This window comes from Mycetocola sp. TRD_SC_2 (genome assembly GCF_055361225.1).
Genome location: NZ_CM143954.1, coordinates 1,438,353 through 1,461,711, shown reverse-complemented (window position 1 = coordinate 1,461,711; position 23,359 = coordinate 1,438,353). Strand labels below are relative to the sequence as shown.

24 protein-coding genes and 1 tRNA gene are annotated in these 23,359 nt (G+C 62.9%); 14 read left to right on the top strand and 11 right to left on the bottom strand.

The window, feature by feature from the left end; genetic code table 11:
- Positions 1-13 precede the first annotated feature (13 nt).
- Positions 14-529 (top strand): CinA family protein, encoded by a 516-nt coding sequence (locus ACWA1Q_RS06970; protein WP_463760616.1) that lies wholly within the window; start codon positions 14-16, stop codon positions 527-529.
- Here the strand turns inward: ACWA1Q_RS06970 and ACWA1Q_RS06965 are convergent.
- Entirely contained in the window at positions 523-960 is a 438-nt protein-coding gene (locus ACWA1Q_RS06965; protein ID WP_463760615.1) for a ribosomal maturation YjgA family protein, read from the bottom strand. The genes ACWA1Q_RS06970 and ACWA1Q_RS06965 overlap by 7 nt on opposite strands.
- Positions 961-1,028: 68 nt before the next feature.
- Here ACWA1Q_RS06965 and ACWA1Q_RS06960 point away from each other — a divergent pair, with 68 nt between their 5' ends.
- The 3 genes from ACWA1Q_RS06960 (at position 1,029) to ACWA1Q_RS06950 (ending at position 3,544) form a co-directional block, all read left to right on the top strand.
- Positions 1,029-1,913, top strand: a complete 885-nt coding sequence (locus ACWA1Q_RS06960; RefSeq protein ID WP_463760614.1) for a hypothetical protein — start codon at positions 1,029-1,031, stop codon at positions 1,911-1,913.
- Between the two features lie 98 nt (positions 1,914-2,011).
- Positions 2,012-2,323, top strand: coding sequence for a DUF7882 family protein (locus ACWA1Q_RS06955; protein WP_463760612.1), 312 nt, complete (start codon positions 2,012-2,014; stop codon positions 2,321-2,323).
- 129 nt (positions 2,324-2,452) lie between these two features.
- Entirely contained in the window at positions 2,453-3,544 is a 1,092-nt protein-coding gene (locus tag ACWA1Q_RS06950) for a fatty acid desaturase family protein (protein WP_463760610.1), read from the top strand.
- Between the two features lie 9 nt (positions 3,545-3,553).
- Here the strand turns inward: ACWA1Q_RS06950 and ACWA1Q_RS06945 are convergent, their stop codons facing one another.
- From ACWA1Q_RS06945 to ACWA1Q_RS06935, 3 genes are all read right to left on the bottom strand, one after another.
- Entirely contained in the window at positions 3,554-4,015 is a 462-nt protein-coding gene (locus ACWA1Q_RS06945; RefSeq protein WP_463760609.1) for a hypothetical protein, read from the bottom strand.
- Positions 4,016-4,335: 320 nt separating this feature from the next.
- Positions 4,336-4,590 carry a helix-turn-helix domain-containing protein gene (locus tag ACWA1Q_RS06940; RefSeq protein ID WP_463760608.1) on the bottom strand — a complete coding sequence of 85 codons (255 nt, stop codon included), beginning with the start codon at positions 4,588-4,590 and terminating at the stop codon, positions 4,336-4,338.
- A 393-nt stretch (positions 4,591-4,983) separates the two neighbouring features.
- Entirely contained in the window at positions 4,984-5,190 is a 207-nt protein-coding gene (locus tag ACWA1Q_RS06935; RefSeq protein ID WP_463760606.1) for a hypothetical protein, read from the bottom strand.
- Positions 5,191-5,371: 181 nt separating this feature from the next.
- Between ACWA1Q_RS06935 and ACWA1Q_RS06930 the strand changes: the two genes are divergently transcribed.
- The gene (locus ACWA1Q_RS06930; protein WP_463760605.1) at positions 5,372-5,608 is read left to right on the top strand and encodes a GNAT family N-acetyltransferase; all 237 of its coding nucleotides are present in this window, start codon (positions 5,372-5,374) and stop codon (positions 5,606-5,608) included.
- A 509-nt stretch (positions 5,609-6,117) separates the two neighbouring features.
- Positions 6,118-6,300, top strand: a complete 183-nt coding sequence (locus ACWA1Q_RS06925) for a hypothetical protein (protein ID WP_463760603.1) — start codon at positions 6,118-6,120, stop codon at positions 6,298-6,300.
- Between the two features lie 189 nt (positions 6,301-6,489).
- Here the strand turns inward: ACWA1Q_RS06925 and ACWA1Q_RS06920 are convergent, their stop codons facing one another.
- A complete protein-coding gene (locus ACWA1Q_RS06920; protein ID WP_463760602.1) occupies positions 6,490-7,125 on the bottom strand; it encodes a hypothetical protein in 636 nt (211 codons plus the stop codon).
- Between the two features lie 1,336 nt (positions 7,126-8,461).
- Here ACWA1Q_RS06920 and ACWA1Q_RS06915 point away from each other — a divergent pair.
- A complete protein-coding gene (locus ACWA1Q_RS06915; protein WP_463760600.1) occupies positions 8,462-8,674 on the top strand; it encodes a hypothetical protein in 213 nt (70 codons plus the stop codon).
- 79 nt (positions 8,675-8,753) lie between these two features.
- On the top strand, positions 8,754-9,203 hold the full coding sequence (locus ACWA1Q_RS06910; RefSeq protein WP_463760597.1) for a hypothetical protein: 450 nt from the start codon (positions 8,754-8,756) through the stop codon (positions 9,201-9,203).
- Positions 9,204-10,315: 1,112 nt separating this feature from the next.
- Here the strand turns inward: ACWA1Q_RS06910 and ACWA1Q_RS06905 are convergent.
- From ACWA1Q_RS06905 to ACWA1Q_RS06885, 5 genes are all read right to left on the bottom strand, one after another.
- A complete protein-coding gene (locus tag ACWA1Q_RS06905) occupies positions 10,316-10,627 on the bottom strand; it encodes a hypothetical protein (protein WP_463760596.1) in 312 nt (103 codons plus the stop codon).
- A 141-nt stretch (positions 10,628-10,768) separates the two neighbouring features.
- The gene (locus ACWA1Q_RS06900; RefSeq protein ID WP_463760594.1) at positions 10,769-10,975 is read right to left on the bottom strand and encodes a hypothetical protein; all 207 of its coding nucleotides are present in this window, start codon (positions 10,973-10,975) and stop codon (positions 10,769-10,771) included.
- A gap of 529 nt (positions 10,976-11,504) precedes the next feature.
- Positions 11,505-11,897: a hypothetical protein gene (locus ACWA1Q_RS06895; protein WP_463760593.1), complete on the bottom strand. Its 393-nt coding sequence runs from the start codon at positions 11,895-11,897 to the stop codon at positions 11,505-11,507.
- Between the two features lie 534 nt (positions 11,898-12,431).
- On the bottom strand, positions 12,432-13,877 hold the full coding sequence (locus tag ACWA1Q_RS06890) for a tyrosine-type recombinase/integrase (protein WP_463760592.1): 1,446 nt from the start codon (positions 13,875-13,877) through the stop codon (positions 12,432-12,434).
- 169 nt (positions 13,878-14,046) lie between these two features.
- Positions 14,047-14,129, bottom strand: a tRNA-Leu gene (locus ACWA1Q_RS06885).
- 38 nt (positions 14,130-14,167) lie between these two features.
- Between ACWA1Q_RS06885 and ACWA1Q_RS06880 the strand changes: the two genes are divergently transcribed.
- The gene (locus tag ACWA1Q_RS06880) at positions 14,168-14,773 is read left to right on the top strand and encodes an ANTAR domain-containing response regulator (RefSeq protein ID WP_463760590.1); all 606 of its coding nucleotides are present in this window, start codon (positions 14,168-14,170) and stop codon (positions 14,771-14,773) included.
- Positions 14,774-14,842: 69 nt separating this feature from the next.
- On the opposite strand, the gene ACWA1Q_RS06875 is transcribed toward ACWA1Q_RS06880, so the two are convergent.
- The gene (locus tag ACWA1Q_RS06875; RefSeq protein ID WP_463760588.1) at positions 14,843-15,265 is read right to left on the bottom strand and encodes a hotdog fold thioesterase; all 423 of its coding nucleotides are present in this window, start codon (positions 15,263-15,265) and stop codon (positions 14,843-14,845) included.
- 55 nt (positions 15,266-15,320) lie between these two features.
- Between ACWA1Q_RS06875 and polA the strand changes: the two genes are divergently transcribed.
- The 5 genes from polA to rpsA all read left to right on the top strand — a co-directional run bounded on the left by polA (position 15,321) and on the right by rpsA (position 23,236).
- Positions 15,321-17,996 carry a DNA polymerase I gene (polA, locus tag ACWA1Q_RS06870; RefSeq protein WP_463760586.1) on the top strand — a complete coding sequence of 892 codons (2,676 nt, stop codon included), beginning with the start codon at positions 15,321-15,323 and terminating at the stop codon, positions 17,994-17,996.
- Positions 17,997-18,036: 40 nt separating this feature from the next.
- Positions 18,037-19,713, top strand: coding sequence for a DUF885 domain-containing protein (locus tag ACWA1Q_RS06865; RefSeq protein ID WP_463760584.1), 1,677 nt, complete (start codon positions 18,037-18,039; stop codon positions 19,711-19,713).
- A gap of 5 nt (positions 19,714-19,718) precedes the next feature.
- Entirely contained in the window at positions 19,719-20,702 is a 984-nt protein-coding gene (locus ACWA1Q_RS06860; RefSeq protein WP_463760582.1) for an epimerase, read from the top strand.
- Positions 20,699-21,616 (top strand): ATP-grasp domain-containing protein, encoded by a 918-nt coding sequence (locus tag ACWA1Q_RS06855; protein WP_463760580.1) that lies wholly within the window; start codon positions 20,699-20,701, stop codon positions 21,614-21,616. Before ACWA1Q_RS06860 ends, ACWA1Q_RS06855 begins: the two co-directional genes overlap by 4 nt.
- Before the next feature lie 174 nt (positions 21,617-21,790).
- Positions 21,791-23,236, top strand: a complete 1,446-nt coding sequence (rpsA, locus tag ACWA1Q_RS06850; protein WP_121672211.1) for a 30S ribosomal protein S1 — start codon at positions 21,791-21,793, stop codon at positions 23,234-23,236.
- Positions 23,237-23,359: the final 123 nt, after the last annotated feature.

Sequence of the window (23,359 nt, the reverse complement as noted above, 5' to 3'; positions counted from 1 at the left end):
CGAGAATTCTTGCATGACCTCTTCTGACCCCAGCATCACCCAGGCCATCGCCCTCGCCGAGTCGATCGCCAAGGCCGTCGAGGGGACCCATCTCAAGATCGCGGTCGCGGAATCGCTGACCAGTGGCCAGATCGCCTCACGGCTCGGAGCCGCCAACAATTCTTCGGCCTGGTTCGCCGGAGGGGTGGTCGCGTACATGAGCGAGACCAAGCACAGGGTCCTCGACGTTGCCCCCGGCCCGGTCGTTTCTGCGCGGGCCGCGGAAGAGATGGCGACCGGCGTCGCTCGCCTGCTCGGCGCGAACCTCGCACTGTCGGTCACCGGTGTCGGGGGACCTGACGAGCAGGACGGTCAGGAGGTCGGGACGGTCTTCATCGGCATCCGTTCCCCACGGGGCGAGTTACACGTGGTCGAACGCCAACTCGGGGGCAGTCCGGAGGAGATCGTCGATTCGACGGTTGTCGCGGCGCTGCGTCTGCTTGAGTCGAGGGTCCTCGCGCTCGTCCAGCACTATGCTGGCGCTCACTGAACGGAGCGGAAGCGCCTGCGCTGTCCCAGGCGGAGAAGGATTCCGTCAGCGAGCACGGCGGCGAGGCCACCGACCGCGCCGGTGACAAGATCCGTCCACACGAACGTCGTGCCGAGCACGAAGCGGATGGGTGGGAAAACGGCGCCGAGCGCGCTCGGCAGCCCGGTCAGCTGCAACAGTTCGATGGCGGTGCAGATCACTACGGCGGCACTGCCGACTCGTGCAGCGGACGCGGCTGGCGTGACCATCGCGATCAGGGAATAGATGAGCACCGCATAGAGGATGCCTCCGACCGCGTCTCCGACGGGACCGTGGACGGTGCGCACGGCGAGTCCGACCGCAACAACGAGAAAAACGCCACCGAGCAGGACCGGACGCTTGCGAGGGTCTGTACGGGGCGCGAGCAGGGCCGCACGGAGAGTGGTCGTCACCGCTCCAGTCTGGCTGACACCGACGCGCGCGGCGAGCCGCGACGCAGCTCGGCGCGTATCCTGATCCGATGACGACGGAGCCTTCGACCGAGCTGAGTGACGTGCTCCAGGACCTCTACCTGAGAACGCCGACGGAATTCGTTTCGGTGCGCACCGCACGAGCTCGATCGTTGAAGGACGCCGGAAACGCCGATCTCGCCCGGCAAATCGGGCGTCTTCCAAAACCGTCAACGAGCGCCTGGCTCGTCAACCTTCTGGTGGCACGTCGATCAGACGACATCGACCGGATCCTCGAACTCGGCGCCCTCCTGCGGGATGCCGAGAAGAACCTCGACGGGGATGACCTGCGTCAACTGGGCAGACAGCGCCTCCAGCTGCTGCGCGCCATGGCACGACAGGGCAAGGATCTCGCCGCGGAGGACGACCAGAAGGTCAGCGCAGCCGCGATCGCTGACGTCGAACAGACACTTCAGGCGGCGATGGCCGATCCGCAGGCAGCCGACGCCGTCCTCAGCGGCCGCCTCGTTCGCGCGCTGTCCTCGAACGGGATCGAACCCGTCGACCTCGACGGTGCCGTCGCCGAACCCACCGTGAAGACGCCCCGTCGCCGCCGGCCTGCACTCCGGGTCGTCGAAAACAGGAAGTCAGCAGAACAGATCGCGGAGGCGGAGAGAAAAGCGGAGGAAGCGCTGGCGAAAGCCGCGGAGGCCGACGCCGCGCGTGACGTGGTCCGGAAGGAGCGGACCGCCCTGTCCGAGCGCCGGGTCGAGCTCGGCAGGCGCCGCCAGGCACTCGAGGACGAGATCGCCGAACTCGGTCGGGACCTCGCCGCGACTGACCGGGAGGACGAGTCGCTCGGCCGCGCCGCGGCATCCGCTGATCACGCAGCCGAGGTGGCCGCGCGTGCCGCCGAGCGGGCGTCAGAGAGGCTTCGCGGGCTGCGCGAGAGCTGACATGTGGGAACGGCCATTTCGACATCAATCCGGCCCCCGGGCGGGCTCGGAGACTATCGTGCTTAGTGGGGGATCCTGCCCCGCGCGAAAGGGAAATCATGGCAAAGCTGCTGTACGGACTTCCGGCGGTCGAAATCGACGCGACCGACCGTGAACTGGCCCACCTGAAGGTTGTCGTCGTGACCAAACTTCGGCGGGGCGAAATGTTCACCCTCGCTGTGAACGGCCGTATCGACGATGCGGGGCCGGGACGGCGGATCCTGTGGGTGCATCCGTCCATCCCGATTCAGTTCCAGTTCGATGGTGCCGTCGAAGAGAAGCTCAACAGGGAATGGCTCGAAGAACTGATGGCTGCCGCCAATGCCGGCGGCAACCTGCAGATCACCCCGGAGCCGACCCCTCAGAGCTGACGCACCAGCGCACCCTTTTCTCCCAGTCCGCTGAAGGTCTGGACCGCCGGGGATTCCCGCGCCTAAACTATTTGAACGGCGACCCCGGACCCTGGTAGCCCCCATCCCATTCTCGGTTTGGAGGACACCATGACGTCCCAGGTTCCCGCTTCAGCCCCCGCCGTGCGCCGTACAGGCCGCCAGGACGGGACAGGCGACTACGCCGAACTCGCGAAGATGATCCATGCCGCCGGATTGATGCGCCGCCGATACGGGTACTACTGGACCAAGCTGATCGCGGTTCCCGTGGTGTTCGCGGCATCCGTCGTCGTTTTCATCCTCGTGGGCGACACCTGGTGGCAGTTGCTCCTCGCCGCGGGCTTTGCCGTCATGTTCACTCAAACGGCGTTCCTCGGGCACGACGCCGCCCACCGGCAGATCTTCCGCTCCGGCCGGTGGAACGACTGGACCAGCCTCGTGATCGCCAACCTCTTCGTCGGCATGAGCTACGGCTGGTGGCAGCACAAGCACACGCGTCACCACGCCAAGCCCAATCAGAAGGACGCCGACCCCGATATCGAACTCCCGGTGATCTCGTTCACGCCCGAGCAGGCGACGAAGCGCCGGAATCCCCTGACCGCGTGGGCGATCGCCCACCAGGGTGTGTTCTTCTTCCCGATCCTTCTGCTCGAGGGGCTATCTCTTCACGCGTCTGGCGTCCGCCGGCTCCTCAGCCGGGAACCCATTGATCGACGGTGGCTCGAACTGGCCTTCATCGCACTCCGACTCGGTGGCTATCTCACTCTGCTGTTCGTTGTGCTGTCGCCGGGCATCGCGTTCGCGTTCCTCGGCGTGCAGATGGGAGTGTTCGGCTTCTACATGGGAGCCTCGTTCGCCCCCAATCACAAGGGGATGCCGCTCGTCCCGCGCGGGATGAAGATCGATTTCCTCCGCAGGCAAGTGCTGATGAGCAGGAACGTGAAGGGGAACCGGTTCACCGACGTTTTGCTCGGAGGACTCAACTACCAGGTGGAACACCACCTCTTCCCGTCGATGCCCAGACCCCACCTGCGCACGGCCGCCCCGATCGTCGCAGCCTTCTGCCGTGAACGGGGCGTCACCTACACGGAGACCGGACTGTTCGAGTCGTACGGGATCGTGCTGCGCTACATCAACCGCGTGGGTCTCGGCGAGAGCGATCCGTTCGAGTGTCCGCTCCTCGCCCAGCGCTCGGCTATCTGAGCGGGAGCGTCAGGCGCGCTCGCTCTCGTTCCCGGGGAGCGCTTCGTGGTGGCGTTTGCCGTGCGTCCGGCGGTCCTCCTTCATCTCCGCTTCGAACAGGTGCCGCTTGCCTCCGACGAGCTCGCCGCGTGCATGTGCCTCCGCGTCGACGAAAGGACGGTAGTAGTTGTCGTCATAGTCCTCGACGATCTGGAAGGTCCAGCGACCCTCGATGACGTTGCGGCCGACGATCCGCTTCTCAATATCGTCCGCGAAGTCATCGTGCCCGGCCTTGCGCAGCAGCTCGACGGCTTCGCCGAGAGCGAGGTCCGCCGTTCCGGTCAGCCGGTGGAATCCATAGAGCAGACCACGGGCATGTTCGACGACCTCGAGAGCCTCGGAAAGCTTGCCGAGCGCTTCGACGGTGGCGTCGCTCACCCCCTCGGGGCGACGGTGGGCGGCGTTCGGTCCGGAGTTCGACGGTGCGTTCATAGCGCCCGATTATGTCGTGACCGTCGTGTCGCGCGCCATCCTCTTGCGGAACGACCTTCGCCGGCGCAGCGCCGGGGCAAAGGAAAACCCCCGGCCCTCCCGGCGCGAACGCCGACATGACCGGGGGTCCTCATGCTGTACCGGTGGTGGGACTCGAACCCACACAACGCCCCTCTCCGAACCAACGTTTCCGCGCAATTCCGGGCTTCTACGGACCCAGCATGTCACGAAATGACGTCGAATGAAGGGATGATCCCTTCATGTTGAGCCAAGAAACCCACGCGCGACGATGCGAACGAGGATAATGCCGGGTCGACAAACTATCGACGAGTGCGCCGCTCGAGGTTTCTGAGCGCACCCGCAGTCAGGCCAGTGCGCGATGCGTCTGCCTCTGAAACGATCGACTGGCTCTTAGCCGTGATAAATTCCTGAATCGCGTCCTCTGGGAAAGCCCAAGAACGGGAAATCTTCATGCTTCTGATCTCGCCCCTCCTCGCCAGGGTGGCTAGGTGCCGCGGGGTTGTGCGCAGGATGGCTGCGGCCTCATCTGCGGTGTAGATCTGCTGGATTGACATGGCTTCCTTTCAAGCTCGTCCCTCCTGCTTCTATGCGCGCTCGGCGTACCCGGGTGCAGTAAGCCTGAGACCCTGCGACGACCCTCTGCCGTGAGTCGTGCAAAGCGATCCAAGTGCGACGAATTGGCCTCGCGGCCCCTCACGGTGCAAGAGGCGTCACTCGATGAAGGAGTGGGGCGGCCGGGTCATGTCGCGGGCGTTGAGCGCCATCAGGCGAAGACCGACGAAGCCTCCGGTATTTTCAATGACACGAACGACGGCAAAGGAGCAAGGCAAGCCCCGGTTCATCGTTGACCTACTCGCCCCGGATCGTGACGGTTAGCCTTGAGGCTCTGAAGATCGTCAGGACGCTGCCGCCGTTGGACGATCTCGCCTAGGAGCCCGGGATTCGGGTCATAGGCGCGGCAGTGCGTAATTGAAGCGAAAATTCGTGTACTCGTACGTGTCCTGGTGGTGCCGGTTCTCGATGCAGATGTACTGCTGGTGCGGCAGTGCGATCTGCCGAGCTGCTTCCCAGAGAGCCTGGTTGTCCTCGACCCGGGATCGGTCGCCGAGGCGAACCGTGATCCCGTACCCAATTTCGGTCGTGTTACTCGTCACACGGAACGGCAGGTCAGGAGCGAGCAGGCCCGTCTTGGCCAGAGATCGGAGCTCCGACGAGCATCGCTTTCCGAGCTCCTTGATTCCAGGGAACTCCCCGTTGAGGTAGGCATCGCCAAACTCAACGAAGCTTCCGCCGCCGAGGTCCCCCGTCCATCCGTAGCGTTTGGTTGGAACTGTGATGGTGGGCCACGACGGACACCGAGGTTGGATCTATTACCTCGCCGTAGGTGCGCGTCAGCGCGGCACCGGGCTGGGGCGACACCTGATGGCTGCCGCGGAACACTGGCTCCGCGAGCAAGGCGCTGTGAAGGCTCAGCTCATGGTCCGCTCAACCAACGAGGCTGTGCTGGACTTCTATGAGCACCTTGGCTACGAGGATGCCGAAGTCCAAGTTCGATCGAAATGGTTGGCGTAGCGCTACATCCGAAAGAGGGACCTTCAACGGGATCCTCTAGAGGAGCAAGCAGCAACGGGGTTCATCGATTGCGCTTCCACACGATAAGGCAGACGGCGGCTGCGATGACCAGCACCGCCGATGCAACAGGGACCGACCAGGCCACGGACCAGTCGACGTTCGCGTTGGTACTTACAGCTCCGTAGATCAGCCCAAAGATCATCACTAGGAATGCTAGGCCGATCAGAATCATCGCCGTCAGGCGCAAAGGGTGCATGGCGTTGAGCATCTCACAAACAGCCGCGTTCCGACCCGGGCTCGCTAAGCGACCCTATCGAGGCGATCAGTGGAACGCGAAGCGAGAAGCCTCCACCGAAATCCCGACAAGAAATCTCGACAGCCATCTTCGCAGCGGTGGATAACCGGAGCCCACCGAGGACAGGGGGCCTGCTAGCGTCGCTAACTATCGGAGAGGACCGTCGGTGGGTGCTGGCGATGGCGAGCGGTCAATATAAGGGAGCGCGGAGTTGATGGTTGATGACAAGCAACGTGCGGACGAATTCTCACGCCGAAGTGTCCGGATCTGGGTGATTCTGATTGTGCTGACGGTCGGGCTGGCGGTTGCGCAGTTATGGATCCTCACGATTCTCGCCGCCATCGCTCTCCTGAGTTGGGCCGTCTACTTCGCGATCACACGCCGCCGCCTCAGGTGAAGCGTCCCGTCCTCAAACTGTCGATCAGAGTCGTTAGGGACACACTCTCCAGTGCACACCCCAGGATCGCCGGGTGAATCGCCGGAGCAGGTATGGCGGCCAAGTAAACGCATGCCGCTCCGCAAGAGCTTCAGCGTTCGAGGGTCTTGCAAGGGGAAAACCTGCTGCCTCTGCCCGATAGCCGTACCCTCAGCGGGATGTCTCAGACGGAGTCCCTGGGAAGTCGAGCCAGCGCCACGATTGATCTCGGAAAACCAGGAAGCGATGCCAGTAGTTGGACCAAACCCACAGGGTATCCACGCCGTCGAAGCCCTTGGGCGAAAGTTGAGGCGTCTCGAAGTCATCCGTGAAGAACCGCGCCGGTAGTACGTCATCGAGCGGGACCAAAAACAGATGCCGCTCGGCAACGCCAGGAGCCTTCTTCACCTTCTCGATATGCGACGCCATGTGAGCTTGCTCGTGCCAGCTCTCCACGACGAGGGAGAAATCAGCCGGTGCCGATTCTACGAACTCAGTGCGGATACTCGGATACACCGTTACCCCCGCGCTGAACGGCGACCGTCGCAGACTTCCCGTTTCATCGGCGAGGAACGCGTTCACTTCGCTCTCTGTTGCTAAGACGCCTACCGGGAGGTCTTCAGGCGAGTCGACGGACCATTCGTCGCATAGCTGCACAGCGCGTAGAACTGTTCGTCGTGTCCGCTTGTAGTGGAAATTGAGCTCGGCGGGGCGGAAGTCCCAGGACGTTTCTGATGGCCACCGCCAGCCGTCCTTGGCGGCCTTGCCCTGCCATTCGATGGACGTCGGCTCGATAACGAGTGTCACCTCGAGTGCGCCTCGCCTGCCATCCGGCCACTCGAGGAGGTAATCCACGGCGGACTGGCGGCCGTCTTTGTCGTGAGGAACAGCTACAGCTCCGGTTTCGTGGGTAACGAGGTGGGCCGCAATCTGCTCGGCTCTCTCAGCGAATCCCGTCATGAACTCCCTGATGCCGTGATGCCCACGCGGTGACCTATCGCGCGTGCCCCAGTGATCGTTTGTCGGAGTGGAACCTCGGAACGTCGTGCCGTATCTAACCCTGTGCGGGCACATCGCAGTCCGGCCTTCCGCTCACCGTGCGGCTCACGCTCCAGTGACTCGAGGACGCCATCGTCGCAACACAGGAGGGACCATTCCCTGCCGGTCGGTGCCTAAGTCTCTCATGTCAGAGGTCTTTGTCCGGCCACCGCTTTTTCTGCCACCACCAATAGCCGGTCGTCGCCGCCGGGGCAAAAATTATAGGTATCCAAACGACCCACAACGGCCACAATTCGCTGGCCGCTCCCCAAAATAGCCCAACGATCAGCACTACCAAAACAAAGATGACAACAGCGAGGCCGATGACGCTCGCGCGCCGAGAGCGTAGATACTCGGGGTTCGACATGAAGACACCTTAGGGGGCTACATGCGCGAAGACAACGACTCGTCTCGTCTCGTCCATTTGTTTCACCGGGGCAGGAGCCAGCTCCAACGCGACTGCTAGGAGCGATCGACGGACGTCCACCGGCTGGGCAACCCTCATCGCGACAGATGAGGGCCGCGCAGCTTCGACACGACATGCAACCGCTCAGATGCAGCCTCCGTAACCGTGGTCATCCGGAGAAGAGCACCACGGCACCAGTAGTTGGCTAGTGTCGATTCATAGCCGTCAAGCAATCATCGAGGAATTGGGGTCCCGCGTGAGCGAGCACAAGGAGCATTTCAAGCACCCGTCCTACCCGCTGGGATTCGGCGCAGTCTCTTTGCTTGTGGGATTAGTCGCAATTCTGATGCCCGGTCGAGACTCGACTGAAGGTACTGGAATCACCGCGGCGCTCGGTATCCCGCTCTGGGGTCTCGGTATTGCTTTGCTCGTCCTAAGCGCGCTCATGTTCTTCTGGGGAATTGGCCATGTCATACGAAGGCGGAGAAGCCGGTCACTCAACACCGACTGATTGCTCTTGGAGTCTTACCGTCTCGTACTTCGCGCAGCTTGCCACCGCTGTATTGAAGCTGTGACCAAGCAGTGAAATAAGGAACCCTCAACGCGACGGGGAGTGCCGCGGCCGCCTGTACGTCTACTTCGAGCGCGGGTGCCCATCGACGTTGAACCCCCGTGTAGACGGCGTAATAAGATCGGGCCATGACCGAGACTCCTGCGCGCAGAACCTTCAAGAAAGTGCTGGCATGGATCGCGGTAGTGCTTTTCGGGGCATCGGCAATCTGGTACCTATTGAAGGTCCTGGCTGATTCCTCCGATCGCGGATCTTGGTTCGGGCTGGTTAGCTTCAGCATTGCGACAGCAGGCAGCATAGTGATCGCTGCGGCAATCGCTCGGCAGACTTCGAAGGAGTAGTTCCGCACGCTCGGAAGAAGGGCAAGGCGGGAACCCTCAACGCGATGCCCTCGACACCCGGTCACGTCATAATGGCCACATGACCCTGCCGAACCGAGGAGAAGCCAAGTTTGCGACTTCGCTGAACTTCGCTGGGGCACTGGCGAGTGTTCTAGCTCTGATCTCAGCAAGCCTAATCTTTGCGACCGGTATGGGTGGTGGCTCGCTGGCGTGGAGCGTAAGCCTCCTCGCCGCAGTTCTCTTCGCGGCTGTGACCGTGTTCGTTCTGGTCGCTTCCATGCGCCCGGAACCACGCGTGATGCGGAATGGGACCTTCCTTGTGCAACTCACGTTTGTAGGAGCGGCGGCGGCAGCGCTCTTCGCCCTCGTGACGAGCATCGCTGCCGAAGTGATGCGATCTTCCGACACGGCCGGGATGAGCTGGTTCTGGAGTGCCGTGTTCACATTCGCCGCGCTAGTGGTTACGGGTGTGCCGCTCTGGATCGGACTCTTGGGGTTGCTATTGAAAACAGCCTTCTTTCGCAAGTAGCGGGCGACACTCAGAGAACTTGACGAAGACGGATCCGTTATCGACGCGGATTTATGCCTGTCGACGGCATCAGGAGAGCAACCCGGTGCGGGCATCCCTTCAACTGGATGACGCGCGTCGGAGAGCGCCGCGGGAAGACGAAGCGGTGTGCCGAAAGGTTCGGACGACGAGAATGACAGCGAGGGTGATAAGCAGCAGGCCTACGCCGAGGGCGATAGTCAGTGCCCAGCCTGGGTACGCGGTGAAGGGACTCCCGGAGACGCTACGGTAGGTGCATTCGAGACCCAGAGGAAACCAAGACGTCTTGCCGTCTATCTCCGCTTCGAGCGGTGTTGCCTCGGGTGGCTGATTCATCGAGCATGTGTAGCCCGGGTCCCTAACGTTGTACCAGTACTGGTAGATAGACGCAGCAAGAACGGTGAGGACACCGACAACGAGCAGGGCGCCAGCTACAACGGGCCGTCCAACTTCTTTCCACGTCAGGGCACCCGAGTTCTCACGCTCACTTTCGCTCACGTGCTGACTCTAGAGGGTCGCGCAATGTTGGCCCCCACCCGATGTCGCTCAGAAATCCCGACGGGAACCTAGAAGACGCTCACCGGTCGCTCGAGCGGTCAGCTTTCTCGCCTCGTCGCTGGCGAGGCGCCAGCAACACCTGGATCGCAATTCAAGTGAAACGACTCGCACCGGAAAGTTCTCCGAATAAGGGGATTCATCGCGAGTTGATTTACTTCGAGCTCGCGGCTCGGGCGTTGGCTCGAAGCTTCATGAAATTGACTATTGCCAGAGCAGTGAAGGCAAGCGCAGTTATGCCTAGTGCCAATTTAGCGTCCGAAGAAGGAGCCACAATCATCAATATGAACCCGAGCGTGGCACCGAATGTGGACAGCCAAGCTAGAAATCGCATTCGTCTCCCAACCGCGTCGTCCTCTCGCAAACCGCTATCGGGTTCGGCCGAACCACCATGGCAGGCAAAGCGTCCCGTCACCAGCCCCCATAGGGGACCGTAAGCGCGACGTCACTTCAGGCGGATTGCACCGCGCCAACAGGGAACGTTCAACGGACCAGCAGCGGAACGTGCCAGGGGGAGATATCACTTTCGGTCCACACCCTCAGTGACGGTTGCTTCGGCCACATCCACACCGGTCGACATCGAATACAACGTCTGCAATCTCCGCAACCTCGAGGCGAAGATCCCACGACACTGTCTTGCCTTCACGGCACCACTTCGCTTCACGCTCCGGCGAGTCCCACCCATGGTCGTAGTGGAAATGAGATTCCCAGAAGTCGAGCCACATACGAAGCCGCTGCGTGAGCTCCGGCGACAGGTCGAGAGACTCAGGTGTGATTTCGCACTCGTCCTCCTCGATGGGCCACTCGTAGCCATAGTCGAAGGCTACTTTGACGGTACGGCGATCAGGCATGTCTGTCTCTCCTCAAAGCCCTCTCATTCTGGCGGAGTGCGAGCGATCCGTTCTACCTCCCGCCAAGCGGAACCCTCAACGGCTAGTGACGGTCAGAGGGAGCGTCCACCGGATTCCGGCGAGCCCACCTCTGGAAGGAAGTCAATGGTCGCTCGAGCGGTCGGCTTTCTCGCCTCGTCGCTGGCGAGTCACGACTGCCACCTGGATCAAGGCGATAGTCACCACCGACGCACCAAACACGATCGCTGCCAATGTAGCCAGCGAAGAGTCATTGTTGATGAGAATCAGGGCGACAAGCCCAATGATTGTCACTATCAAACCTGCGACGCTCAGCTTCGTGATCTTCAATGACGTGTCCTAACGCGTTGGTTGTCGACGCTACTCATCGCCGTGGAGTGTTCTCGGGCCGCGGCTCGGTCGAAGGTTCCGCCCCGCGGTGAGGTCCGGAAACAGCGGACTGGTTCCACAGGGTCCGGGCGCTGAGGAGCGCGGACGCTACGAGAAGGATCGACGCAGCCAGCAACAGCCATCTGGGACTCGTCTGGTCGAAGAAGAAAAACGCAAGCATCGCGCCCGCGACAATCAGCAAAATCATCGTCAACCACTGCAACCGTGAGACCCGACGCAAACGTGTCATGTGGTCATGCTGGCATACGTCGGAAAATCTAGATAGGCCGCGCACTCGCCGCTGCGGTCGGGCCGGGTTGCCGCACTAGCTTTACCCGCCCAATGTCAGGAGTGCCCGCAAGCCGGAGGGCAACCGCTAGCGAACACCGAGGGCATACCGAGCACGTGCCGACCGCCCCAACACCAATCCTTCGCGGGAAACGTGCTGCTGCAACGGAGATGCCGTTTGTCGTTCGACACGCGTTCAGTTCTAGGACGAGTTGCGGTGGAACCATTCGCGCAAACGCATGGCCATCGAGCCGCGGGGAACAGTCATCTGACCGCGCCGAGTAGATGTGTGCACGGTCTGGAGGTCATCGACAATCCGAACCTGACACCGCACCGGTGCCACCTGGCCGGCGCTCCAGTCGCCGACTTTTACATCGAGCGAAGCTTCGTCTACCCAATTGAGAGGTAAGTGACGGGCATCGAGGTGACGGGCGAGATCGCGCTGGAGCATTGTCGACAGCGACTTGATGTGCTCGGAGGGCGGGTCCGTCTCACCGCTGAGTAGATCGAAAGAGTATGAGGTCCCGCCGCCGGCTCGAACGGCGTTTGCCACGTGCGCCAGCGGCCAGTCGGGATTCGCCGGGGAATCGAACATGAAGTGTCCAGAGATGCCGTGCGCGACATCAGCTAGTTCCCGCCTTCGGGCCATCTGGACCTCCTGCCGCAACACTATCTAGAGCGACGCCAAAATGGAGCGAATGCCGGACCCGTCACGCGCTTCAAGAGCAAAGGGCCGGTGCCCGTGTCCCATCTAGACATTCGATTCGCATACGACCCGTCCGTATGAAATTTCCGCTACCCCACCTCTTACGTACAGCAGATACTGAACGGCTAAGGCATTGCGGCCGCTGGCCTGCCCCTTTTTTTACAACCCCGCAGGAGCCCACACCGCTCCGCAAGCTCCGCGGGAGTCACGAACAGTCGGCGCCGCGGAGACTGAACGGTGCGGGAGGTTGTGTCGGGTGGCGGGGTGGGGCTCGGTTCGGGCTGCGGTGCGTGCGTGGAGCTGAGCTGGTGGTGCGTTGAGAGCTCTTCGATGTCGACGAGTTGGTACGGGAGGACGCGACGACGGAGTCGGCGCGGGTGCCAGACTGCGGCCATAGTCGCGCCCACGTCGGAGAGTGGGCCCTCACACTTGGTGCCTATTTCGTAGGAACGCTCTTGTTAGGAACAATATGGCCGCATCGGCGTCCGACTGGCTCAGCCTGTTCTCGAGCTCTTCAATGCGCGATTCCAGCTCCGCGAGCGACGTCGGTAGCACCTCAGGTTCAGGGGCAGCGGCCTCAAGTGCGGGCAGTTGCGTCGGCACAACATCACCTGAAACGCTCGCTGTGAACGGCGTCATCTCAGCGAGGATCTTCGAACCAGCATCAGACGATGCGTTCATCCGCTCGGGGGCCAGGTGGGAATACTTTTGAGTCGTAACAATCGATGAATGGCCGAGAAGCCGTTGCAGCGCGTCCATCGCGATACCTCCCGCGAGCATCCACGAGGCAAAGGTATGCCGTAGGTCGTGGATGCGGATCTCTTTGCCGAGCACGAGATCCGTTGAAACGGGCAGCTTGTCCCAGTCACCGCTTTCCTTCGGCTTGTAAACACCACCGACCGCCTTCCCGCTGTACTCGAATGCAGGCCGTCCGTTCGCGAGATTCCGTGCCGGCACCCAAACCCATTGCCAGAAGTACTGCTGACGGACGGCTTCCCCGTTCTTCTTCGTGAACAGGAGGTCTTGCCGGTTCCCGGAATCGAGGTCAGCGGAGAGCATTCGCAGAATCTCCTGCGGAAGGCGAATGTGGCGTTTGCTGAATGCCGTCTTCGGCGGGCCAACCTTTATTCCGCCGGCTGCCTTACTATCTTTCACCCAGGCTTTGGCTACCGCGATCATCCCGGTCTCACGGTTCACATCGGCCTTCGTCAGGCAGGTGACCTCTCCCCACCGCAGTCCCGTGAAAGCCATCGTCATCACCAGCGCCTTGTAGTGATCCGGGATGAACGCTAGGAGTCGGCTGAATTCGTCCCGTGAAAGCCATTCCATCTCTCGCGAAACCGTCCGGGGGATCACCGTTTCCTTGCAGGGATTGACGCGGATGTCACCTCGATCACGTGCTCTGTTCATAACCATGGCCACGAAACCATGGCGATTCCGCATCGTCTTCTCTGCGAGCCCGGTCTCGCTCAGGCCAGTAATCCAGAGCTGTATGTCCTCGGCGTGAACGTCGCCCAGCTGCTTGAAACCGAACGCGTCCTCAATGCTCGAACGCATCCAGTACGAGTAGTCGTCGATGCTCTTCTGGGAAATGCCGCGCTTGCTTTCGATTACCTTCCACGCGTAGGCAGTAAACGTCATGCCATCTTCGACGTCCGCGAGAAGAATCTGCGTTGCCCTCTCGGAGCCCACCCGACGAGTGTTACGGGCGAACTCCTCAGCGGATCGATCATCGTCGAATGAGATGGAGCGCTGCTTCTGCCCTGGGTCCGTATATCGGACGACGAACTTGGTCGCGCCTGATGCTGTAGTTCTAGTTTGGACGTTCGCGTGGGCGACATCTTTCGGGTTCTTCTTTGCTGCGGGCATGGGTGCCTCCGGGTCAGTGTGTCTGTACCCGATCTATGCGGCGCCGTCAGTCCCTGGTGCGCTCCAAGAACCTATGAAGGGATGAATGAAGGGATGCCCTTCTGCACCAAAAGAAAACGACCCCTCGACTTCCGCGTAAACGTTGGGAAGTCGAGGGGTCGATCTGAAGTACCGGTGGTGGGACTCGAACCCACACGTCCTTTCGAACAAAGCATTTTGAGTGCTCCGCGTCTACCATTCCGCCACACCGGCGCGTAACAACGTGCACAAGAGTACCGTAGGATTGGGGCGTGACCGAGCCAAACGCAACACCCCCAGCCCCTCGTCGAGTCGTCGTAGCCGAGGATGAGTCGCTCATCCGACTCGACATCGTCGAGATCCTCCGAGACAACGGCTTCGAGGTCGTCGGAGAGGCCGGAGACGGTGAGACCGCTGTTGCGCTCGCGACCGAGCTGCGCCCCGACCTCGTCATCATGGACGTCAAGATGCCTCAGCTCGACGGCATCTCGGCTGCCGAACGCCTCAACAAGGCACAGATCGCCCCCGTCGTGCTTCTCACCGCGTTCAGCCAGAAAGAACTGGTCGAGCGCGCGAGCGAAGCCGGCGCCCTCGCCTACGTCGTCAAGCCGTTCACGCCGAACGACCTGCTGCCGGCCATCGAGATCGCGCTCAGCCGCTACCAGCAGATCATCACCCTCGAGGCCGAAGTCGCCGACATGGTCGAGCGATTCGAAACCCGCAAGCTCGTCGACCGGGCCAAGGGCCTGCTCAACGAGAAGATGGGCCTGACTGAGCCCGAAGCTTTCCGCTGGATTCAGAAAGCGTCCATGGACCGCCGCCTGACCATGCACGATGTCGCCCAGGCGATCGTCGAACAGCTCACAGCGAAGAAGTAGAAGGTCGCACGAACGGGCCGGTTTTCCGGCCCGTTTTGCGTTTAACGTGCGCGTGCCGGGCGAATGCCGTCAGCGCGAGGGCGCGTCCTTGATGAGGTTCGTGATCCGGATGGTGGAACACCGCCGGCCCTGATCATCGGTCACCACGATCTCGTGCACCGTCATCGACCGGCCGAGGTGAATCGGCGTGCAGACTCCTGTGACGACACCTGAGGTCGCCGACCGGGTGTGGGTCGCGTTGATGTCGACACCGACGGCCAGTTTGTCCGCGCCCGCCCAGAGGTTCGCTGCCATCGACCCGAGCGATTCACCGAGCACGACGTAAGCGCCGCCGTGGAGGAGCATCGCCGGCTGGGTGTTGCCAGCGACCGGCATGGTCGCGACCGCTCGCTGCACCGTGAATTCGGTGAACTCGATGCCCATCTTGGCGGCGAGGGCACCGCTCCCGCGCTCCAGGACGTAGTCGAGCGCGTTCTCTGTGGTGTCGGTCATCGTCGCCTTTGCTCGTTCGGAAGCCACCGTCGGATGTCGCTTGTAGGCTGGGGTGGTGTCGGACAACGAAAAGCCTACCCTCCTCGTCATTGACGGTCATTCCCTCGCATTCCGGGCGTTCTACGCCCTGCCGGTGGACAGTTTCTCAACCAAAGACGGGCAACACACCAACGCGATCCATGGCTTCCTCGCCATGCTCATCAATCTGATCCGCGACCACAAACCGACCCACATCGCTGTGGCGTTCGACATCTCGCGCTTCAGTTTCCGCACCCGGGAGTACCCGGAATACAAGGGAACCCGCGGAGAGACCCCGCCGGAGTTCATCGGCCAGGTCCCGCTCCTGCAAGACGCCCTCGCCGCGATGAACATCACGACGATCTCGATCGAGGACTACGAAGCCGACGACATCCTCGCCACCCTGTCCGTCCAGGGCAGGGAGCAGGGCTACCGGGTTCTCGTCGTGTCCGGCGACCGCGACACCATCCAGCTCGTGAACGACGACGTGACGCTGCTCTACCCCTCCCGCATGGGAGTCTCCGACCTGACGATGTACGACGCCGCGAAGGTGATGGAGCGGTACGGCATCCAGCCCCACCAGTACCCGGAGGTGGCCGCCCTCGTCGGAGAAACGAGCGACAACCTGCCCGGAGTTCCCAAGGTCGGCGAAAAGACCGCGGTGAAGTGGCTCAACCTCTACGGCAGCCTCGACGGCATTCTCGAGAACGCCGACAAGATCACCGGAAAGGTCGGGGAGAGCCTCCGCGAGCACAAAGAGAACGCCATCAGGAACCGCAAGCTCAACCATCTGCTCACCGATGTCGACCTGCCCGTGACGATCGGCTCGCTCGAGAAAAAGCCGATCGACGAGAACGCTGTGCGCGAGATTTTCGCCCGGCTCGAGTTCCGCACGATGCTCGACCGGCTGTTCAAGGCGGAGGGAATCGGGGAGAACGGCGATAGCTCCGGTGCGACCACGACGGCAACGGGCGTTGCCGCTGAAGCCGCCCCCACCCCGCAGAACCTGCTCGATGAAGAACTCGAAGCGTGGCTGAGCCGCGCCGTGTCCGCTCACCCGGACGGGCTCGGGTTCACCGTCGACGTGCTCGACGGCACACCGGCGGGCATGGGTATCTCCACCCCGACCGAGTGTGTCTCAATCGCATGGCAACCGGGTCGCGCCGACTACGCGCCATTCGAAGCGTGGCTCGCGAGCCCCGCGCCGAAACTGATGACCGACGCCAAACGGCAGCTCAAGGCGCTGAAGAACGCCGGACTGCCCTTCGCCGGCATCGCTTACGACACGCACATCGCCGGCTGGCTGCTCCGCCCGAGCGGGCAGGAGAAGACGCTGTCCGACCTCGTGAGCCGCTACCTCGGCGAGACTCTCCCGATCTCCGACCCCAACCAGCTCGTCCCGGTGAACGAACCGGCATCCGCTCCGGTCGAGGCCTGGTACACCGTCCGCCTGGTGGATGCCCTCAGCGACGCGCTCGACCCCGGCTCCCTGCACGTGCTGACGTCGATCGAGATTCCGACGCTGCTGACCCTCGTCGACATCGAACTCCGCGGTGTCACCGTCAACCACGAACAGCTGACAGAACTCTCCTCCGAACTCGCCGCCAAAGCTGCGGACCTGGCGTCCCGCGCGTACGCCATCATCGGCCACGAGGTGAACCTCGGGTCGCCGAAGCAACTGCAGGAAGTCCTGTTCAACGAACTCGACATGCCGAAGACCCGTGCCAACAAGACCGGCTATTCGACCGATGCCGGGGCGCTGGCCGACCTGCAGGCGTCGAATCCGCACCCGTTCCTTGGACTGCTGCTCGAACACCGCGATGCCACCAAACTGAGGCAAATCGTCGAGACCGTCGACAAGTCCATCGCGGCTGACGGGCGCGTGCACACCAGTTATGTGCAGACCGGGACGACGACCGGCCGCATCTCGTCGACCGATCCCAACCTGCAGAACATTCCGGTGCGCACCGAGGAAGGGCGTCGCATCCGTGCGTCGTTCGAAGCGGGCGCAGGCTACGAGACCCTGCTGACCGCCGACTACTCGCAAATCGAGATGCGGATCATGGCCCACCTCTCCGGTGACGAAGGACTGATCGAGGCGTTCCGCTCAGGGGAGGACCTCCACCGGTTCGTCGGCGCGCGGATCTTCGGGGTCGAACCCTCCGATGTGACCAACGAGATGCGCACCAAGGTCAAGGCGATGTCATACGGCCTCGCCTACGGCCTCAGCGCCTTCGGCCTGTCGAAGCAGCTCCGGATCGATTCATCCGAAGCCAAGAAGCTCATGACCGACTACTTCGCCCGGTTCGGCGCCGTTCGCGACTACCTGAGGAACGTCGTCGAGCAGGCCGTCGACGACGGCTACACGACCACGATCTTCGGCCGTCGCCGCCCGTTCCCCGACCTGAGGAGCCCCAACCGGGTGCTGCGCGACAACGCCCAGCGCGCCGCGCTCAACGCACCCATCCAGGGCTCCGCCGCTGACATCATGAAGATCGCCATGGTCAACATCGAGGCGGACGTAGCCGCGCAGGCACTGGGGTCCCGCATGCTCATGCAGGTGCACGACGAATTGATCTTCGAGGTCGTGCCGGGGGAGTGGGACGCCCTGGAGGCCATCGTGCGCAACCGGATGGCGAACGCGGCGGAACTTGCCGTTCCCCTCGACGTGCAGGTCGGTCGCGGGCACAACTGGGATGCCGCCGCGCACTGATTCGTGACGGGCGGGGCGGTGCTGTCGTAGGCTTCTGCGCATGACTGAACCCACGCGCACTCCGTCTGCCATCGACGCCATCGCCGAGGACTGGGTGGACACGCTCGTCGAACTCGATCCCCTCGTCGGTACCTACATCGGTCGCGCCGAGGCGAACACCAGGTTCGGTGACTTCTCGCCGGCGGGCCACGAGCGTTACGTCGACGAAGCGAAGCGGGCGCTTCGCGCCCTCGAGGCCGCGAGTCCGGTCGATGACGTCGATGCCGTCAGCCAGACGGACCTTGCCGCGGAGCTGCGTCTCGATCTCGAGAGCGCGGACGCGGGACTGCACCTGCGCGATCTGAACGTCATCGCCTCCCCGGCCCAGGGCATCCGGGAGATCTTCGATCTCATGCCGACCGCGACCGTGGACGACTGGGCGGACGTCTCCACCCGTCTGAAAGGCCTCCCAGCCGCGGTCTCCGGCTACATCGACACCCTGCGGCTCGGCATCGAGCGGGGGATCACCCCCGCGAAGCGCCAGGTCCGCGAGGTCTTCGAGCAGGCCAGAAAGTACAGCGCAAACGAGGGCTTCTTCGTCGAACTCGGAGCAACGGCAAGCCCCGCCGCAGGGCAACTCCCCGCTTCGCTCGCGTCCGACCTGTCCAACAATGCCGGGCAGGCGGCCGTTGCCTACCGCGCCCTCGCTGACTTCCTTGCCCACGAACTCGAGCCGGTCGCCCAGGAACAGGATGCCGTCGGCCGCGAACACTATGCGCTCCAGTCCCGCAGGTTCCTCGGCGCCACCATCGACCTCGACGAAACGTACGAGTGGGGGATCGACGAGCTCGCCCGGATGGTCGATGAGCAGGAGCGCATCGCTTCCGAGATCAAACCGGGCGCGAGCGTGGAAGAAGCGATCGCCTTCCTCGACGGTGACGCCAGCCGCAAACTTCATGGCACAGACGCACTGCAGAAATGGATGCAGGAGACCAGCGACCGTGCTGTCGCAGAGCTGGGGAAGAGCCACTTCGACATTCCAGACGAGATCCGGACCATCGAGTGCAAAATCGCACCGACGCAGGAGGGCGGGATCTACTACACCGGCCCCACCGACGACTTCTCGCGCCCCGGGCGGATGTGGTGGTCGGTGCCGGAGGGAGTGACAGAGTTCGACACCTGGCGTGAGCTGACCACCGTGTACCACGAGGGTGTTCCCGGCCATCACCTGCAGATCGGGCAGGCTGCGTACAACCGGGCCAGGCTCAACACCTGGCGCAGGCAGCTCGCCGGCACGTCCGGTCACGCTGAGGGCTGGGCACTGTATGCGGAACGGTTGATGGAGAACCTCGGTTACCTCGACGACCCGGCCGACCGGCTCGGAATGCTCGACGGGCAGCGGATGCGCGCGGCGCGCGTCGTGCTCGACATCGGTGTGCACCTCGGCAAGCAGCACCCCGACGGCACCGGCACATGGACCTCCGATGACGCCTTCGCCTTCCTGCGCAAAAACGTGAACATGAATGACGGGTTCGTGCGGTTCGAGGTCAACCGCTACCTCGGCTGGCCCGGACAGGCACCGTCATACAAAGTCGGGCAGCGCATCTGGGAACAGCTCCGTGACGAGTGTGCACGCCGCGAGGGCGACGCATTCGACATCAAGCAGTTCCACCGTCGCGCGCTCGATCTCGGCGGGGTCGGCCTGGACACCCTCAAGCGCTCTCTCCTTGCCGGTTGACCGGGGTGACAACGCGTATTGTCCTCGCGGGGGCATCCGGCTTTCTCGGGCAGCACCTCACGACGGCATTCCGGCAGGACGGCGCTCTCGTGCAGACGATTGGCCGAGCGACGGCGGATGCCACGTGGGGCGACAGCGCTGCGATCACACGACTGGTGGATGGCGCCGACCTCCTGGTGAACCTCGCGGGCAAAAGCGTGAACTGCCGATACAACGAGGCGAACCGGGCCGAGATTCTCCGCTCCCGCGTGGAGACGACGCGTGAGCTGAACGCCGCTGTCCGTGCCTCGGTCGAACCGCCCGCCCTGTGGGTCAATTCGTCCACGGCGACGATCTACCGGCATGCCGCTGATCGGCCGATGACCGAATCCACCGGCGAGATCGGGAGCGGATTCAGCGTCGACGTTGCCCGGGCCTGGGAACGCGAGTTCTTCGCCAACGATCTTCCTGGCACCCGCAGGGTCGCGCTGCGGCTCTCGATCGTCCTCGGCAATGGCGGCGCGCTCGCACCGCTCCGCCTCCTGACCCGGTTCGGGCTGGGTGGGTCCCAACGCGACGGCCGCTGGCCGACATCGGCGCGTCGCCGAGCGGCCGGGACGACCCACGTATTCGGGTCTCCTGGCGGACGCCAGAGGTTCAGCTGGATCCACATCGCCGACGTCGAGAGCATTCTCCGGTTCGTCCGCGCTCACCCCGCGATCGACGGCGTCGTCAACGCAACCGCCCCACATCCGGTGACCAATCAGGAACTGATGGCCACGTTACGACGGCACTTGCGGATGCCGGTCGGCCTGCCCGCGAGCCGGGGGATGCTTGAGCTCGGCATGGCCGTATTGCGCACCGAGCCTGAACTCGTCCTCAAGAGCCGATGGGTTCTTCCCGAACGACTGACCGAGGCTGGATTTGAATTCCGCTACCCCCAGCTCGATGGCGCCCTTCGCGACATCCTCGGCGATTCAGGTCGTTCCGGCGGGAGGGTCGCAGCATGACTGCGATCGCGCTCGTCAGCCATGGCCTGACGGACCCCGCCTACCGCGACGACGATCTCCCGTTGCTCGTCGACGGACTCAGCGCCGCAGGGTTCTCCGCCGACATCGTGCTGTGGAATGACCCGGGTGTTCCGTGGGCGGACTACGATCTCGTCCTCATCCGGTCCCCCTGGGACTACACGGACCACGCGGCCGCGTTCCTCGACTGGCTCGACTCCGTGGCATCCGTCACTCGCGTGCTCAACAGCCCGGATCTCATTCGCTGGAACATCGACAAGACCTATCTCAGGGACATCGCGGGCGTTTCGGCTGTTCCGCTCGTACCGACGACATTCTGCACCAGCGTCACCGAGGTGACGGCCGCTGTCGAGCGGGTGGGCGCACGCCGCATCGTCGTGAAGCCGACGGTATCGGCCGGATCGCAGAACACCGGGCTGTTCGACGCCGGCGATCCCGCCGCGCTGGCTCTTGCGGACCACATCCTGTCTCTCGGCAAGACAGTGATGGTGCAGCCTGCGATCGAAGGAGTGCAGGAACGAGGGGAGCATGCTCTGCTTTACTTCAACGGTCGGTTCAGCCACGCTGTCTCGAAAGGCCCCCTGCTCGCGGTCGGAGGGGGTTTGCGCGGCGGCGTCTACGTCGAGGAGATTGCGCTGGTTCAGCCGGGGGAGGGGGAGCTCAGCGTCGGCGCCGACCTCATCGCCGCCGTGCGCACCGTGCTTCTGGGGAGAGGGTTCCCGGAATCCGACGCCCTGCCCCTCTTCGCGAGGGTCGACATCGTCGACGACCCGGACCGCGGGCCGCTCGTTCTCGAGGCCGAATTGTTCGAACCGTCCCTGTTTCTTCCGTTCTCCGCGGATGCTGTTGGGAACGTTGTGACGGCGGTGCGGGAGCGCCTCACGACACCGCGCTGAGATCACCAAACGACCCGAAAGTGCCCATTTGCGGGGCGTCCCTGTTTCTCGATAGACTGACATGTCACTTTTGTGACGTTCTATCCGTTCGCCGTGTACGGAAACTACCCCGACAGTACTCAGCAGTCAGGGTCGTGCCGGCCTGATATCAGTCCTTACTGGAGCAACCACTACATGACAACCGCAACGACCGCCAAGCAGGTCGCTATCAACGACATCGGATCGGCTGAAGACTTCCTGGCCGCGGTCGAGAAAACACTGAAGTTCTTCAACGACGGAGACCTCATCGAAGGTACCGTCGTCAAGATCGATCGCGACGAGGTTCTCCTCGATGTCGGCTACAAGACCGAGGGTGTCATCCCCTCACGCGAACTTTCCATCAAGCACGATGTCGACCCGAGCGAGGTCGTTCAGGTCGGCGACATGGTTGAAGCCCTCGTCCTCCAGAAGGAAGACAAAGAAGGCCGCCTCATCCTCTCCAAGAAGCGTGCTCAGTACGAGCGTGCGTGGGGCGACGTTGAGAAGATCAAGGACACCGATGGCGTCGTGACCGGTTCGGTCATCGAGGTCGTCAAGGGTGGACTTATCGTCGACATCGGCCTCCGTGGCTTCCTTCCCGCATCGCTCATCGAGCTGCGCCGGGTCCGCGACCTCACGCCGTACCTCGGCCAGGAGATCGAAGCGAAGATCCTCGAGCTCGACAAGAACCGCAACAACGTTGTGCTTTCGCGTCGCGCGCTGCTCGAGCAGACTCAGTCCGAGAGCCGCACCACCTTCCTCAACAACCTCCAGAAGGGCCAGGTCCGCAAGGGCATCGTCTCGTCGATCGTCAACTTCGGTGCGTTCGTCGACCTCGGTGGCGTTGACGGTCTCGTCCACGTCTCGGAGCTCAGCTGGAAGCACATCGAGCACGCATCCGAGGTCGTTGAAGTCGGCCAGGAAGTCACCGTCGAGATTCTCGAGGTCGACCTCGACCGCGAGCGTGTCTCCCTGTCGCTCAAGGCGACGCAGGAAGACCCGTGGCAGGTCTTCGCCCGTACCCACGCCATCGGCCAGGTTGCACCGGGCAAGGTCACGAAGCTCGTTCCGTTCGGTGCGTTCGTTCGCGTCGCAGACGGCATCGAGGGCCTCGTGCACATCTCCGAGCTCAGCGGCAAGCATGTTGAACTCGCCGAGCAGGTTGTCTCGGTCGGCGACGAGGTGTTCGTCAAGGTTATCGACATCGACCTCGAGCGTCGTCGTATCTCGCTGAGCCTCAAGCAGGCCAACGAGGGCGTCGACCCCGAAGGCACCGAGTTCGACCCGGCGCTCTACGGAATGCTCACCGAGTACGACGACCAGGGGAACTACAAGTACCCCGAGGGCTTCGACCCGGAGACCAACGAGTGGAAAGAGGGCTTCGACACCCAGCGCGAGAAGTGGGAGCAGGACTACGCTGCAGCCCAGGCTCGCTGGGAAGCTCACAAGAAGCAGGTTGCCACCGCCGCGACGGAAGAGGCTACTGCCGCTGCCGCTCCCGCAGCAGGCTCGACCTTCTCCAGCGAGACCGCCGGCGCCGGCACACTCGCTGATGACGAGTCGCTCGCGGCTCTTCGCGAGAAGCTGACCAGCAACTCCTAAGCTCGACAATTCGGCGGCTGGCCGGTCCCCTTTTCGGGGCCGGCCAGCCGCTGTCTTATGCGTCCACGCGCTCCGCCCCCGCAAGTGGGGGACTGGGCATGGTTTTCCGACTGATAACGTTGG